The organism is Lysinibacillus sp. UBA5994 (genome assembly GCF_002429725.1).
Taxonomy (GTDB): Bacteria; Bacillota; Bacilli; order Bacillales_A; family Planococcaceae; genus Lysinibacillus; species Lysinibacillus capsici.
Window position 1 is genome coordinate 26845 of the sequence record NZ_DJAU01000026.1, and the last position, 15514, is coordinate 42358.

Here is a 15514-nt window from a genome sequence, read left to right on the forward strand (position 1 = left end):
GGGGGAAATGGCATGGTAAAAACGATTCAACTAGCAAATGGAGAAACAATGGCCTATCGCAAGCGATCAGGTGGAGGTCATCCTTTAGTGTTGGTACATGGCAATATGACATCTTCTAAGCATTGGGATATTCTGATGGATGCTTTAGATGAGAAATACACCATTTACGCGATAGATTTACGTGGTTTTGGTGAATCATCCTATCTTAAGCCAATCACTGCTATTAAAGATTTTAGTGATGATGTCAAACTATTTGTGGATGCACTGCAACTGCACAGCTTTGATATGATTGGCTGGTCAACAGGTGGAGCTGTCTGTATGCAGTTTGTAGCAAATTATCCAGGACACTGTCAACGACTAATTTTACTTGCGTCTGCTTCTACACGTGGTTATCCATTTTACACGGATTTAGGAACAGGCAATCCAGCCTCCTTTAAGCGAGCCTATCATTATGAGGAGGTATTGGTGGATACATCCAAAACAAAGCTTATTCAAGGCTTCTACGATGAAAAAAATGCGGAAGGCTTACAGTCTATATGGAATGTATTAATTTATACGCATCATCGACCAAACGAGGGAAAATATCAAGAATATGTAGAAGATATGCTTACACAGCGCAATTTAGCAGAAGTATATCATGCACTCAATACATTTAATATAAGCGCTGTTGACAATGAGGTGGCAAAAGGCTCTCGGGAGGCCATGCTGCTTCATATCCCAATTTTAGTGCTCCGAGGGGATCGTGATTTGGTGATTACAGAGGAAATGAATGCAGAGATATTACATGATTTAGGCAAAACAGCACAGTTTGTAAGCCTAAAAAATTGTGGGCATTCGCCTTTGGTCGATGATTTAGCACAATTGACAGCTGAAATTGAAGCTTTTTTAGAAATTGGAGGAAGACAGTATGCGTTTGAACAATAAAGTGGCTATCATTACAGGCGCTGCAAATGGTATTGGCTATGCGGCTGCTGAGCGTTTTATCGAGGAGGGGGCATGGGTGTTTATCGCCGATTATGACGATAAAGCAGGCATTCTAGCAGCACAACAACTAGGCGAAAATGCTGTATTTATACAAGTAGATGTTGCAAGTAGAGAGAGCGTTAATCAGCTGGTGACGGCAGTGATCGAACAGGCAGGACGGATTGATATTTTAGTGAATAATGCGGGGATTACAAGAGACGCGATGCTGACAAAAATGACGGAGGATCAATTTCAGCAGGTGCTAGATGTCAATTTGACAGGTGTTTTCCATTGTACACAGGAGGTCATTCCCTATATGGTGGCAGCAGGTGGAGGCAAAATTATAAATACATCCTCAGTTAGTGGAGTATATGGCAATGTTGGTCAAACCAATTATGCAGCGACAAAAGCAGCGATTGTAGGTATGACAAAAACATGGGCGAAGGAATTAGGGCGTAAGGGGATTAACGTTAATGCAGTGGCACCTGGCTTTACAGAAACAGATATGGTCAAAAAAATGCCTGAAAATATTTTGGCTCAAATGCGATCAATCGTCCCCCTACAACGCCTAGGGACACCACGTGATATTGCCAATGCCTATTTATTTTTAGCATCTGATGAGGCCTCCTATGTTCATGGGCATACTCTGCATGTGGATGGCGCAATTATGATGTGATAGGGGGTAGTCAAGATGTTTGTTGAGCAAGAATGGATTTTAAAACGTGCAGCTTTAACACCTCACCACCTCGCCTTGATTAATTTAACATCAAAGGAACAATTGACCTACCAGCAATTATCTGAGGAAATCGGCAAATGGAGTCAATTTTTCGAACGGCAGCAGCTACAAAAGGGAAGTAGAGTCGCTGTTTTTGCGAAAAATCATATCCAATTGTTTGCTGTTTTATTTGCCTGTGGGCTACGTGGGCTCATTTATGTACCTTTAAATTGGCGCTTAAGCAAGGAGGAGCTAACACAAATTTTGGAGGATGCAACTCCTGCTATCCTATTATACGAAGAGGATAGTCATTGTCCCTTAGTTTTAGAAAAAATGTTTTCACTTCATGTTAGCCAGCATGAGAAGGAGATACAACCAAGTAGGCAAGACGTGGATGTGGATGATCCATGGTTAATGATTTATACAGGAGGCACGACGGGTCAGCCAAAGGGAGTAGTGTTATCCTTTCAGTCGGTCAATTGGAATGCCATGAATACTATTATTAGCTGGGGTTTACATGCTCAAGATCGGACATTAAATTATATGCCGATGTTTCATACTGGTGGCTTAAATGCTTTATGCATTCCCTTACTGATGGCGGGAGGAACCGTCATTATTGGCGATAAATTTGATGCAGAAGAGGCACTACAAGCAACGAACCAATATCAAACGACAATTTCTCTTTTTGTGCCAACAATGTATCAAGCAATGATTGCTACGAAGTATTTTCAGGAAAATCAATTTCCTTCCATGAAGGTATTTTTATCTGGAGGTGCCCCGTGCCCTCATCCTATTTACGATGCTTTTTATAATAAGGGATTATTTTTTAAAGAGGGATATGGTTTAACAGAAGCAGGACCCAATAATTTTTATATTGACCGAGAGCGTGCCTATGCAAAAAAGGGGGCTGTCGGGAAAAGCATGCAATTCAATGAAGCTAAAATCATCAATCATACAGGAAAAAGTTGTGCACCTGGAGAAGTAGGAGAGCTATTGGTAAGAGGGAAGCATATGTTTCGCTTTTACTGGAATAACAAGCAAGAAACTGCCAATATCCTGCAAGATGGCTGGTTGAAAACAGGGGATTTAGCGATGATGGATGCGGAAGGCGATTTTTATATTGTTGGGCGTAGAAAAGAAATGATAATTTCAGGTGGTGAAAATATCTATCCTCAGGAAGTAGAACAATGTCTACTACGGCATCCAGATGTGCGGGAGGTGGCCGTGATTGGTGTAGGTGATGACTATTGGGGTGAGATCGTGACAGCTTTTATTGTTTGTCCCCACCAAGTAGCCTCTCTAATAGATGATCTTAATGAGCTATGTCATCAACAATTAGGACGTTATAAGATTCCAAAACAAATGATTTTCTTAGACGAACTACCAAAAACAAGCGTTGGTAAAATCGATAAAAAGGCATTGTATAGGCTTGTCGACTCATCTATCTGTTAAGTATGATGAGAAGGAAGAAACGCTCGTCTTTCTAAATCCGAAATAAGAGAGGGACACATAAATGGCCCACGCATTAGTTATTGGTGGAACAGGGATGTTGGCTGACACATCCTGTTGGTTAGTGAATGATGGCTACCATGTCTCAGTAATTGGACGTAGTGCCCATCGAATGGAAGATTTGCGAAATAGAACAACCAAACCCGCACTTGTAACGCCGATTTTAGTTGATTATTGTAATATAGCCTTATTAAAAGAGAAGCTAGAAGAAACGCTTAAGCATAATGGGCCCATTGAATTGGTCGTTGCTTGGATTCATTCCTATGCGGATACTACATTAGAGAACATCTCCAATGTAATTTCAATAGAGAATAACGGGGAATGGAAACTGTTTCATGTGTTGGGGAGTAAGGCGAATTTAAGTGAAGTCCAAGAGAAATTGAAGCTCCCTGCTCGTTCGCAATACAGGCAAATCCAGCTAGGTTTTATGATGGAAGAAGGTCATGCGAGATGGCTTACGCATGAGGAAATATCGCAAGGTGTCGTTGCTGCTATTCAACAGGATCAACCTATCCATATCGTCGGGACGCTACAACCTTGGGAAAAGCGACCATTATAAACTAACTAACCTTCGTCTAACTAGATGGACGAAGGTTTTTACTTATCTCCATAATCAGTTTGTTGTAGATGTCTACATAATTGTGAGGGATAGTTAGGTTTGTGTGAAAAACGTCAGGATCAAGCAACTTTCTTCTCCTTACCTTTTACTTAGTATAACAAAATCATTTCCATATAACTTATCCTTATTTACTCACATCTCTTCCCATCAGACCGACATATCAGTAAAATAGAGTAGGTTAGGGGGATTACATGTGAAAGATCAACGCTTTAAAATAGCGCATCGAGAGGCGCTTATCGGAATTGGACTCGTCCTTGTCAACTTTGCGATTTGGTTTGGCTTTGCCTATGGATTAGGTTCAGGAGATCCAAGAAATTATACGTATGTATTTGGTTTTCCTGCCTGGTTTTTCTATAGCTGTATCGCTGGGACAGGCTTTATGATCCTTCTTATCTGGATTGTGATGAAACTCTTTTTCAAAGAGGTACCATTCGATGATGAGGAGGTGGATCGCTAATGCATTGGCAAGTTGTATTTCCATTGCTATTATTTTTAATTATTATTTTTGGAATCGGTATTTGGGCCAATAAGCATGTCCGCTCCTCTAATTCATTCCTGCAGGAGTATTTCCTAGGTGGTCGTGAAATGGGTGGTTTTATCCTTGCAATGACGATGATTGCTACATATGGCAGTGCGAGTAGTTTTATCGGAGGACCGGGTGTAGCCTATACAAAAGGACTTGGGTGGGTATTACTGGCAATGGCTCAGCTACCAGCAGGTTATTTTGTACTCATGATTTTAGGGAAAAAATTCGCCATTATTGCTCGTCGTTACCAGGCCATTACGTTAATCGACTTTTTACGTGAACGCTACAAAAGCCATGTCATTGTTATTTTATCAGCCATTAGCATCATTGTTTTCTTATTTTCGGCTATGATGGCTCAATGGGTTGGGGGTGCACGCTTAATTGAGTCATTAACTGGCTTAAGCTACACAGCAGCACTGTTTATTTTTGCGATTTCCGTGTTAGTATATGTGATTATCGGAGGCTTCCGTGCGGTTGCACTTACAGATACGGTCCAAGGTTCAATTATGGTGATTGGTACAATTATTTTATTAATCGGCACCATTGTGGCAGGTGGAGGCATCGACAATATAATGGCCTCACTGGTCGCTGAAAATCCTGACTTTGTGTCACCATTTGGCGCACAAGGAGATTTAACGCCTCTGTATGTCTCAACATTTTGGATTCTCATTGGTGTAGGGGTTGTAGGACTTCCGCAAATTGCGGTTCGTGCGATGAGCTATAAGGATTCCAAAAGTATGCATCAAGCGATTCTTATTGGCACGATTGCCATAGGGACAATCATGTTTGGCATGCATTTAATTGGGGTGTTAGCCCGACCTGTCTTACCGGGCATTGAGATTGGTGATAAAGTCATGCCGCTCCTGACGTTGAAGGTATTACCGCCATTTTTAGCAGGAATCGTTTTAGCTGCACCAATGGCTGCGACAATGTCTACGGTTAATGCTTTACTAATGCTTGTCAGCTCTACAGTTGTCAAAGACATCTATTTAAATTATATGAAGCCGAAAGCTAGTGATGCAGAGATAAAGCGTGCAAGCTTTATTGTAACAACAGTCATTGGCCTAGCCGTTGTCATCTTTGCACTCAATCCACCTGATTTATTAGTGTGGTTGAACTTATTTGCCTTCGGTGGACTAGAGGCTGTCTTTATTTGGACAGTCGTTTTAGGATTGTATTGGAAAAAAGCGAATAAATACGGAGCGATTGCGTCAATGATTTCAGGCATGTTGTTGTATATTATGATTGATCGGTTTTATCCTTCTGTCTTTGGTATGCATACAGTCACGATACCAATTGTCGCATCCTTCTTTATTTTTGTGATTGTCAGTTTGTCCACTAGTCATAAATTTAAAAACGAAAAGCTTATGATTTAACGCCAAAACGCCACAGATTTCAAATTCTGTGGCGTTTATTTTAATGCATCATAAAATCATAGGCATTTTTCGCAAGTAATGTCATTGTAACGACAATAAATAGCGTGCGGACAAAGCCACTTCCTTTCTTGATTGCCATCCGTGAGCCAAGCATAGCCCCACCAATTTGCGCAATGCCCATGACTAGACCATAAACATAATGAATTTGACCTAAGTAAGCAAACATACAAACACCAGCCACATTACTCGCCAAATTTAAAAACTTCGCATTACCAGCCGCCTTTAAAAAATCGAAGCCTACCAATAAGAAGCTAAAGATTAAAAACGACCCTGTCCCAGGACCAAGAAATCCATCATAAAAACCAATAGCAAATAATAGCAGCATAAATAAAAACAAATGTTTTTTAGATAGATTTTTTACGGTAGAGACGGCACCCCAATCCTTTTTAAAGATCGTATATACCCCAACAGCCGCCAGCATAACAAGCATTAATGGCTTTAGTAATGCTGGATTAATCAGATGCACAGTCCAAGCACCACATAATGATCCGATAAATGCTAGTGGAAAATATTTGAGGACAGAGCGAATGTCCAGCTGGCCAGAACGATAGAAAGAAATAGAGGAAGTGAGCGAGCCCATAGCTCCTGCTAGTTTGTTCGTGGCAACCGCAGCAGCTGGATTGAGCCCAACAAATAGTAAGGCTGGTAGTGAAATTAAACCGCCCCCTCCCACTACTGAGTCAACAAAAGCCGCCAGAAATCCAAAAGAAATTAATAGTATGAGAATATGTACATCGATTTCAAACAACATATGACACCTCTTTATAATTAGTTACTACTGAAATAGTAACTAATTTTATTTACGCTGTAAACCCCATTTTTTCATTGGCAAATCTTCACATTGGTAGCCTATAATAAAGATAATGGAGGGATTACATGGAGGAATTAATCACCCAGCTGAAAGAAATGGGTTTTACAGAATATGAAGCGAAGGCCTATACGGCACTTGTTCAGCAAAGTCATGTCAGTGCTTATCAGGTTAGTAAAAATTCTGGCATACCACGTGCAAGAGTGTATGATATTTTAAATATCCTTGTAGAAAAGGGCATCGTGTTAAAAGAAGAGACCGCAGAACAAACGACCTATTCGGCAATGCCTGTGTCTGTGTTCTTACAGCAAATGCAACAGCGCTGGGAGTCGAATTTTACGTCTATAAGCGGAAAATTAGAGAAATTAGAGGAAAAAGTACAGGAAGCTGAGCCTAAAGTGGTCATGCTGAAGGGCAAGGAATCCATTATCAACTATTGTCAGTCACTTCTAAAGAAGGCGAAGAAAAAAGTGATGCTGTCGATGTGGGAAGATATGTATGATGCCTTACGTGAAGATTTGCAAGAGGTGGCGCTGCATGTTCCTGTTCATGGCATTACGTTGTATGTAGGAGAGCATCTCGCCTCAATTGACCAGCATAGAGCCACACATTATACAAAAAAAGCGTCTACACCGCATTGGTTTATCTTATCGATAGATGGTCAGGAAATGATTTATGGTCATTCTCCATCTACCCAAGAGACGGCCTTTATCACCAATGATCCGGTTCATATTTATTTGTTAGAGGATTATATATGGCATGATGTGCTCATCAATCGGTTAGTAAAACGTGATGACCAGGAGTTAGAAGACTGGATTGCTAAGGAACGTAAAGCTTTTTTCTTAGAATAGTCGTATAAGGAAGGGGAGTTACTTGAAAAAATTCGTGTTGCTAGGTTTAATAAGCCTACTAATGCTAGGAGCCTGTAATGCTACACCACCTACCGATCCACCAACGATTCATGAGCTAACGGTTGTCCCAGATAATGTCCAAAAAAATATCGTTTCTAATGACAGAATACAACTATTGCATGAAAAGGATGCTCCATATTACCTTGTTTATTATTCAAAAGGGAATGTATTGGCAAGTATTACAGCTGAGGGAAATAGGCTTATTATCCAGTTAGAAGAAGGCAGCGAGCAAAGGAAAGAGGCTCAACCCTATGTTTTTAAAGTCACCGTCAAGAATCCTGAGCTGGATACCATTGATTTGCGAATTAACGGTCAGAGTACGCCAATTGATCGTATGACCATTATGTGATAAAAGAAACCGAAATCCCTTTAGAAATGAGATTTCGGTTTCTTTACGTGATGCCTAATAAAAGACTTTGTCTACGTTATATTTAGAGCGGAAAGTATTAATCGCATATGTTTCGTAAATTTCACGTTCCATTGGATCTTCTACTTCATAGACTTCAATTTTGAACACTTCATCACGATGGTTTTTCATCGGAGATACATTATCCTCGAAATGTTTTTTAATACGTTGACGAATTTTACGTGCTTTCCCAACAAACAATAGCTCATTCTTGTCATTATAGAATAAGAAAATGCCGCCTTTATCACGTGTGATTTTATGGAAGTCAATAAAACCGAAGTAAGGTGTGATCGGCACATCACCTGGTTTTAAATCTTGTTCACGTTGACGGATTACTAGATCTGGTTTTGGAAATTCAATTTTAATCAAACTATTCACGTTCCTCTCTCTTACTAAAAGTATATGGTAACATAATTACTGCATGTTTACCATAAATTTTAAATGCAGAAACACCACATATAGCAAGCTTAGTGTACATCAAATGAGCAAGGAACATGCACATGAATCACAAAATATTCTATGAATTATTGATATTCTAACTAGTTCGTGTTACAATTCAAGATAATTAAATAATCTTATCAAGAGAAGCTGAGGGATTTGGCCCGATGACGCTTCAGCAACCTCTAACAATTGTTAGAAAGGTGCTAATTCCAGCAAAGGATTTTTTCCTTTGAGAGATAAGAGTGGACGTGAAAAAAATCCTTCTCATTCTATCTCGTATGGAATGAGGAGGATTTTTTAATTTCGTTGCATCCTACGCAAGTAAGATTTGCTAAAAGAGAGTGATTATAGAGAGGGGAAAGCAAGATGCCAATTAATATTCCGAAAAATTTACCAGCTGGAGAACATTTACGTGAGGAAAAAATCTTCGTCATGGAAGAAGATCGTGCGAAAACACAGCAAATCCGTCCATTAAATATATTAATATTAAATTTAATGCCTGAAAAAGAAAAAACAGAGCTCCAATTATTACGTTTATTGGGGAATACACCATTACAAGTCAATATTACCTTTTTGAATACAGCCACACACGAGTCTAAAAATGTGAGTAAATCCCATTTGCAGCTTTTCTACACAACGTTCAATCAGATTCTACACCGACGCTATGATGGTATGATTATAACTGGTGCGCCAGTAGAAAAAATGGCTTTTGAAGAGGTCAACTATTGGCAGGAAATTTCAGAAATTATGGATTGGTCTAAAAAGAATGTGACATCCGTGCTACATATATGTTGGGGGGCACAGGCTGCATTGTATCATCATTATGGCATTGGGAAGGTTGAGCTTTCTGCTAAATGCTCAGGCGTCTATTCCCATGTGATTACAGATTTAACTGTAGATTTGGTACGTGGCTTTAGTGATTTATTTACTGCACCTCATTCACGCTATACATCTGTTTCGATTGACGAGGTTCGCAATCATCCAGATCTACGATTATTATCCTATTCAGAGGATGCTGGGGTATTTATTGTACAATCAAAAGATAATAAAAATATTATGATTACGGGGCATCTAGAGTATGATGCGACAACACTAGCCGATGAATATAGTCGCGATGTGGCGAAGGGCATAGATATCGCCGTTCCTGTAAACTACTTCCCGAATGACGATCCGACACAAGTGCCGATGAATACATGGCGTGCCCATACGCATCTATTATTCTCTAACTGGTTGAACTACTATGTTTACCAAGAAACACCATATGAATGGGATTTTGTAGATGAAATCGAATATCATATTTAATTAATAAAAAGTCTAATTTCTTTTCTAGCTTAGAAGAAATTAGACTTTTTGATTGTCATCTTCTGTTTCCTGCTGAGGTGTTTCGTTTTTTTGAGCCTTGGATTTACGATTGCGAATAACTACCACAATCAACAAAAGTATGGGTAATAAAATGGTGAAAATAAAGGAAAAGATTGGCCAAATTTCATTATTATAATTAGTAGAATGCACAATATCTGGATGAACAATTTGAGAAAGTCCAATGACAATTATACCCATCGGTATAATAAGCGGACGATGATCCTTAATCTTCAAAATTTGTGCAAGGCCAACAACGGTCGTATAGAAATACATAAATGTACGAATATATATAGACGTAATCCACATAAATGCCATAATGATTTCTATGCGCTGTAAAAAATTCCCTATAGATATTCTTTGCGCTAAGGCATAGCTAGGAAATGTCCTTGATGCAGTGTTTTCAGGACCTAATACAAGAATCGATAGGACAATCAACGTAACTAAGACGATTCCGCCAAGGATTGCCCCAATATATAGCCCTTTCTGTGCAGACGGCTGTACATTGACGCCAGTAGGATAGAGCATCAATAATACAATTAATGGAAAGGAAAAGATACTCATAAAGCGTGCAATACTATAAAACATAGATGCTTTGGTCGCTTCTAGTAGAGGCTGAATATTCTCAAATGTAATTTGAGGGGTAATACTAATGACGAAAAAAATAAAAATAAAGATAAACAATGGGAAGAGGATTTCTGCCGAACGGGCAAAGGTCTCAATCCCTAAATAAGCGGCATACATAATAAGGATACTGAACAGTAGGGCAAATGCTAATGTCGGTGTCTCTGGCATAACTTCCGTTTTCATGAAAATACCGATAAAATAAAGTAATTCTCCAGCCGAAAGAAAGGTCATAATCAGGAAACAAATCGCTGTGATTTTCCCGAAAAAACGCCCAAGAATTTTTTCATTGGCCTCGATAAAGTTTAGGGACGGTGTTTGATTGGCCAGTGTTAAAAATAATTTTAGAACCAGTAAACTGAGCAGAACACCAATGCTTGCCGCTATCCAAGCATCTTGCTTAGCGGCACCAGTAATACTCGAAGGGATAATTAAAATCGCTGTACCGATAGAATAGAGAAAGGTAACGATTGTAAACTGTCTTGAACTAATTAGCTCTTTTTCCATCAAGCTACCCTCCGTTTCTCAGTCCATCTTTCTATTTTGTGAATGACACAATGTAATCCCTAATCGGTGTGAAGATAAAGGTAATCAAATCTAATGGGCTAGGAATATGGATTTTAAGGGCAATCCCCATATTTAAAGCCGTTCCAATAAATAGCAAAAAGGAGAATACAATAATGGCTTTTCTATCCTGTTGCTTTTTTAGCTTTGGAATAAAAACAAGAGCAACAATGATTGCAATAATCAAGATAGCTACGGCTAGTACCATCTCATTACTCCTCCTTTGGCTTGTTTAATAATGAATTTTGCATCGTACCTGAACCTTGGGTTGTTACCTTTACATGAACAGCCACTGCTAAATCTGGAAAAATGGAAGTCCAGTCATCCTTAATTTTTTTCCACTGCTTTGGATCTGCCCGATGTAGGGCATCCCCAAATCCAAAAACATCGACTTCATATTGCTGTTGAATTTTCTCTACTGTTTTTTCAATGCGGTCATCAATCCCCTGGGCTGTTTTTTTATTAACGTAATCAATCGATTTATTTTTGGTAAGATCGATATCACATTCGACCTCTCCAACATTCTGCTCTACATTAATATGGACATCGATTTTCGGTTTCCCGTTTTTAAATGACCCTTTCACCTTTGTAGTGGATTGGGTGATTTCAGTAGACAAGGTCCCTTTATTAGGACAGGCGATGATTTCTATCGTACTTTGAATTTTGTCATTAAGAAAACTAATACTTTTGCTTTCGCTTTCAGTCAGTAGCCCTATATATTTATCCCCTTTAAATACTGCTAAACCTGTATAACGTAATAGCACAGGTGTTTTAACACGTTGCACATTTGTTTGATCTACACCTAATTTCTTATCGCCATGAACTTCAATAGCAGAAATTAACGCCCCTTTATGCTTATTGGTTAACGTATTGACTAATTCATCAATATTAACAGCTATCGTGGAGCCCCAAGCCTTTTCAGAGACATCAAGGGAATTCAAGATTTTATTTGCAGGAACTTTTTCGATGGGTGTTAGTACATTTAATACTTCCTTCGCTGTTGCTTCGTGAGACATAATGACGTCGAAATCCTTACGAAATTCATGGTCCCTTACAATTAAATCAAGTGCATCACTAATGCCTTCTTTCGCGAGATCTTCCCCTAATACAACCACTTGAAGGTGGGCAAAATAAGGTTTTCGAGCTGCAATAGTCGTCATTTTCCGAATGGCTTCAAAGATGGTCTCGCCTCTCGAATGATAGCTAACGACAGGAGAGCGTTGAGTGGAAGCTTGGCGCACTGAGACTTCACTAGGATCAACAATTTGAACTGTAATTTCATATTCCTCATCTATTTTGTCAATGCCAAATGCTACGACTATGGCCAATTCATTTAATTCACGCTTACTCCAGCAGCCACTTAACAGTATTGTGAGGATACATAGTAAGCAAATCCAGTTTATTTTTGCCATATTTCATTCCTCATTTATCCAGTTGTTATTTCCTGCTTTTTACATTGATATATTTATGTCCTCTAACAATATTTTTTTGATTGACCAAACGAGGTCGTGTAAGTAACTTTCTACGCGGGAACAGCAGAAACGCATCCTTCTGATCCTGTAATACCAACGGTGCGAATGGGCTTAAATAAGGTACACCAAATGAACGAATGCTACATAGATGAAGAATAATTAGCATAATGCCAAACATTACACCGAATAAACCAAACATAGCAGCTAAAATCATTAATGGGAAACGTAGTACACGAATCGTATTCGATAAGCCATAGGCAGGGAATAGAAAGCTACAAATCGCTGTTAAGGCTACAATAATTACCATTACAGCGGAAACGACGCCTGCATCAACTGCTGCCTGACCAATAACTAAAGTACCTACGATGGATACCGCAGGACCGATTGTTCGAGGCATACGAAGTCCAGCTTCCCTTAAGACCTCAAAGGCAACCTCCATAATAAGCGCTTCTACTACTGCAGGAAAGGGTACGCCTTCCCTTTGTGAAGCAATGCTAATTAACATGGGTGTCGGTAGCATTTCCTGATGAAAGGTAGTAATCGCCACATACAAGGATGGTGCTACTAATGCTAGACTGATACCAAAGAAACGCAAGATACGTACAAGTGAGCTAATCATCCAATGCTGATAATAATCTTCTGCTGATTGTAAAAAGGATGTAAATAGCGCTGGAACGACTAAGACAAAAGGTGTGCCATCAACTAGAATCGCCACTTTGCCATCTAATAATTCACCTGCGATGACATCAGGTCGTTCAGAGTTGTAGACGGTAGGAAACATAGAGTTTTTTGAGTCTTGAATAAAATCCTCAATATAGCCACTTTCCAGAATGCCATCAATATTAATACGATCTAATCGAGCCAATACCTCTGCGACGATTTTGTCACTGGCGATGCCATTTATATACATCACTGCTACATCTGTTTGTGTCACATCTCCGATAACGCGTGATTTTATCCAGAGATTCGGACTTTTTATTTTGCGACGAATGAGCGCTGTATTCGTACGCAAGGTTTCCGTAAAGGATTCCCTCGGTCCGCGAATTACGGATTCCGTCGATGGCTCTGTGACAGCTCGATCCTTGGCACTTCTAGTACTTGTCACAATCCCTTCGGCAAAGCCATCTAATAAAATAACCGTTTCACCATTGAGAATGGCATTGTAGAGTGTTGTGAAATGCTCAATATTCGTCACATCGCCTACCGTTAAATAGGAATTCCGAACATATTGATTAATGGTTGTTATTTCAATATCTTGTTCTTCTTCAATATTTGCCATCAGTTTATCGATAACAGAATCAGAAATAGTCGTTTTATCCGATAAGCCATCAATGGAAATAATGGCGAGGCTATGGGGATCAGTTTCTCCAATCGCAATTTCACGTATGATAATATCATTACTATGCCCTAGTGATTGTTGAATGATTTTTATATTTTTAGATAGGGAAGTATACAATAAATCGTTCGTTGTATGGGATGGGGAGGTCTCGTTATTGTTAGACATGGACATGTGTTTTCCTCCTCAAATGGTCGTTCATTACCTTTAGAATGGACAATTTTTTTGAGAGATAAACGAAAGAGATATGAAAAATCTAGCTATTTGTGGCAATATCACATTCCTTGCAACTTTCGTGTGTCTTGTTTTGTAATAAATAAAAAAACAGTCTGTCCTTTCATGTATGGAAAGGACAGACTGCTTTATGTACGATAGTCGTATTGTAATTCATCATTACTTGTATCAACATCAACATGTAAATTGTGATCGTTAAAGAACCAAAGATCTTTCTCATCAATGTAATAGATAACACCATCAATTTCTGTTTGCACACCTATGGCAATAGGTTCCTCACGTGTCATGCCTAGTGAAAAGCCTTCGTGAAACGGACTTGAGCCACCATAACGTGCATAAAAACGAATTGTATCACCAGGTTCAACTTCCATTTCATGTTTGAACCATTGTAGGGCTTCATCTGTCAATGCAATATTCATTTCAAATGCTCCTCTCTTCCTACAGCCATTTTACCTTTGGTTCGGTGCCGTTTTTAATACGAGCAATATTGGCACGGTGACGATAAATAATAAAGGTAAATAAAAAGGCTACCAAGATGCCTAATGCAAAGTCACCTGTAATAAAATAATAAACGATTGCATAGATAAGCGCTACTAAAGCGGCTATCATCGATGTTAAGCTGACGATTTTTGTGATTTTTAATGTCACAATAAAGGTAATAAATAGTAGGACAAAGAGTGGCCAAGAATAGCCTAATAATACACCAGCTGACGTTGCCACAGCTTTCCCACCACGGAAGTTGGCAAAGATCGGGAACATATGACCGATAACAGCGACAAGACCCAGTAATAAAGAGTGGAGTGTAGTATCAGAGAAAACAGGAAGTGTCACGAGTAAGACAGCGGCTGTTCCTTTTAAGACATCCATCACCGTAACAATAATACCAGCCTTTTTCCCTAATGTTCTAAAAGTATTGGTCGCACCAAGATTACCGCTCCCGTGTTCACGAATATCGGTATTATAAAAAATTTTGCCTATCCATAATCCAGAAGGTATAGAGCCGATTAGATAAGCACATAAAATAATAAGTCCATTGATCATAGTTGGACTCCTTTCATTCATAGTCCATCACTTGGTACTAATAGTTTGTAACAAGTATTTTACACTTTTTCTTGCTAATCTACAATGTTATGAAGGAGATTTCATCCGAAGTCTTGAATCAATACAAAAGAGAATCTATTAGCGAGGACTAGGCTTTTAGACATAAATTTGTAGGAAGCACTAAAACCTTTATAAAAATATAGGCAAAATGGCAATTTTGTCAATCGCTCATTCCTTTGGTAGAATAGAAGTCTAACTTTATCCTGTTTAATCGCAAGGCACGAGTTAGTGTGCTTTTATTTGCAAGCATCACAACTTTATTTTGCAACTAAGTAGGCTTCAATGCGTCAAATGATGATGGAAGCTAGAAGCAGTCTGTCTTGCTCAAATACCAATTTTAAGCAACTGTTGAAGATGTTTACTATTAATAAAAAAGATCAAAACTGTGAGCAAATTTTAAAATTTTATTGGACCTGTCGCTAGCTATTGACAGGAAATGCTATTATTATTAGGATGAGAACATAAATAGAACATGTGTTTGTTTTTTGGA

Annotated in this window: 17 protein-coding genes and 1 riboswitch; of the genes, 9 read left to right on the plus strand and 8 right to left on the minus strand. The window is 39.0% G+C overall.

Annotated features, from left to right (window positions below):
• Window positions 1–12 precede the first annotated feature (12 nt).
• The 6 genes from B3D98_RS08215 (at window position 13) to panF (ending at window position 5708) form a co-directional block, all read left to right on the plus strand.
• Complete coding sequence (locus B3D98_RS08215; protein ID WP_288582301.1) at window positions 13–924, plus strand: alpha/beta fold hydrolase; 912 nt, start codon at window positions 13–15, stop codon at window positions 922–924.
• Entirely contained in the window at window positions 908–1639 is a 732-nt protein-coding gene (fabG, locus tag B3D98_RS08220) for a 3-oxoacyl-ACP reductase FabG (RefSeq protein WP_048393085.1), read from the plus strand. Before B3D98_RS08215 ends, fabG begins: the two co-directional genes overlap by 17 nt.
• Window positions 1640–1654: 15 nt before the next feature.
• Window positions 1655–3130 (plus strand): class I adenylate-forming enzyme family protein, encoded by a 1476-nt coding sequence (locus B3D98_RS08225; protein ID WP_288582304.1) that lies wholly within the window; start codon window positions 1655–1657, stop codon window positions 3128–3130.
• Between the two features lie 61 nt (window positions 3131–3191).
• Window positions 3192–3746, plus strand: a complete 555-nt coding sequence (locus tag B3D98_RS08230) for a short-chain dehydrogenase (RefSeq protein WP_288582305.1) — start codon at window positions 3192–3194, stop codon at window positions 3744–3746.
• A gap of 253 nt (window positions 3747–3999) precedes the next feature.
• Entirely contained in the window at window positions 4000–4263 is a 264-nt protein-coding gene (locus B3D98_RS08235; RefSeq protein ID WP_004227902.1) for a YhdT family protein, read from the plus strand.
• Window positions 4263–5708 carry a sodium/pantothenate symporter gene (gene panF / locus B3D98_RS08240; RefSeq protein WP_048393080.1) on the plus strand — a complete coding sequence of 482 codons (1446 nt, stop codon included), beginning with the start codon at window positions 4263–4265 and terminating at the stop codon, window positions 5706–5708. The genes B3D98_RS08235 and panF overlap by 1 nt, the downstream gene beginning before the upstream one ends.
• Window positions 5709–5748: 40 nt before the next feature.
• On the opposite strand, the gene B3D98_RS08245 is transcribed toward panF, so the two are convergent.
• On the minus strand, window positions 5749–6519 hold the full coding sequence (locus B3D98_RS08245) for a TSUP family transporter (protein WP_048393079.1): 771 nt from the start codon (window positions 6517–6519) through the stop codon (window positions 5749–5751).
• A gap of 125 nt (window positions 6520–6644) precedes the next feature.
• On the opposite strand from B3D98_RS08245, the gene B3D98_RS08250 reads away from it, so the two are divergent.
• Together B3D98_RS08250 and B3D98_RS08255 are read left to right on the plus strand one after the other, a co-directional pair.
• Window positions 6645–7427 (plus strand): TrmB family transcriptional regulator, encoded by a 783-nt coding sequence (locus tag B3D98_RS08250; protein WP_054550238.1) that lies wholly within the window; start codon window positions 6645–6647, stop codon window positions 7425–7427.
• A 22-nt stretch (window positions 7428–7449) separates the two neighbouring features.
• Complete coding sequence (locus B3D98_RS08255; protein ID WP_112118567.1) at window positions 7450–7836, plus strand: hypothetical protein; 387 nt, start codon at window positions 7450–7452, stop codon at window positions 7834–7836.
• Between the two features lie 54 nt (window positions 7837–7890).
• Here B3D98_RS08255 and B3D98_RS08260 read toward each other — a convergent pair whose 3' ends face one another.
• Window positions 7891–8262 (minus strand): nucleotide excision repair endonuclease, encoded by a 372-nt coding sequence (locus B3D98_RS08260; protein ID WP_004227912.1) that lies wholly within the window; start codon window positions 8260–8262, stop codon window positions 7891–7893.
• A 203-nt stretch (window positions 8263–8465) separates the two neighbouring features.
• Window positions 8466–8577, plus strand: a riboswitch (SAM riboswitch).
• A gap of 123 nt (window positions 8578–8700) precedes the next feature.
• Between B3D98_RS08260 and metA the strand changes: the two genes are divergently transcribed.
• Window positions 8701–9636, plus strand: coding sequence for a homoserine O-acetyltransferase MetA (gene metA / locus B3D98_RS08265; RefSeq protein ID WP_288582313.1), 936 nt, complete (start codon window positions 8701–8703; stop codon window positions 9634–9636).
• 39 nt (window positions 9637–9675) lie between these two features.
• Here the strand turns inward: metA and B3D98_RS08270 are convergent, their stop codons facing one another.
• The 6 genes from B3D98_RS08270 to plsY form a co-directional block, all read right to left on the minus strand.
• Window positions 9676–10824, minus strand: coding sequence for a GerAB/ArcD/ProY family transporter (locus B3D98_RS08270; protein ID WP_288582315.1), 1149 nt, complete (start codon window positions 10822–10824; stop codon window positions 9676–9678).
• 31 nt (window positions 10825–10855) lie between these two features.
• Window positions 10856–11089 (minus strand): hypothetical protein, encoded by a 234-nt coding sequence (locus tag B3D98_RS08275; RefSeq protein ID WP_054550235.1) that lies wholly within the window; start codon window positions 11087–11089, stop codon window positions 10856–10858.
• A gap of 4 nt (window positions 11090–11093) precedes the next feature.
• Window positions 11094–12293, minus strand: coding sequence for a Ger(x)C family spore germination protein (locus B3D98_RS08280; RefSeq protein ID WP_054550234.1), 1200 nt, complete (start codon window positions 12291–12293; stop codon window positions 11094–11096).
• A gap of 25 nt (window positions 12294–12318) precedes the next feature.
• Complete coding sequence (locus B3D98_RS08285; RefSeq protein WP_054550233.1) at window positions 12319–13863, minus strand: spore germination protein; 1545 nt, start codon at window positions 13861–13863, stop codon at window positions 12319–12321.
• Window positions 13864–14051: 188 nt separating this feature from the next.
• The gene (locus tag B3D98_RS08290; RefSeq protein WP_048393071.1) at window positions 14052–14342 is read right to left on the minus strand and encodes a HesB/YadR/YfhF family protein; all 291 of its coding nucleotides are present in this window, start codon (window positions 14340–14342) and stop codon (window positions 14052–14054) included.
• A 19-nt stretch (window positions 14343–14361) separates the two neighbouring features.
• A complete protein-coding gene (gene plsY / locus B3D98_RS08295; RefSeq protein ID WP_048393068.1) occupies window positions 14362–14964 on the minus strand; it encodes a glycerol-3-phosphate 1-O-acyltransferase PlsY in 603 nt (200 codons plus the stop codon).
• Between the last annotated feature and the right edge of the window lie 550 nt (window positions 14965–15514).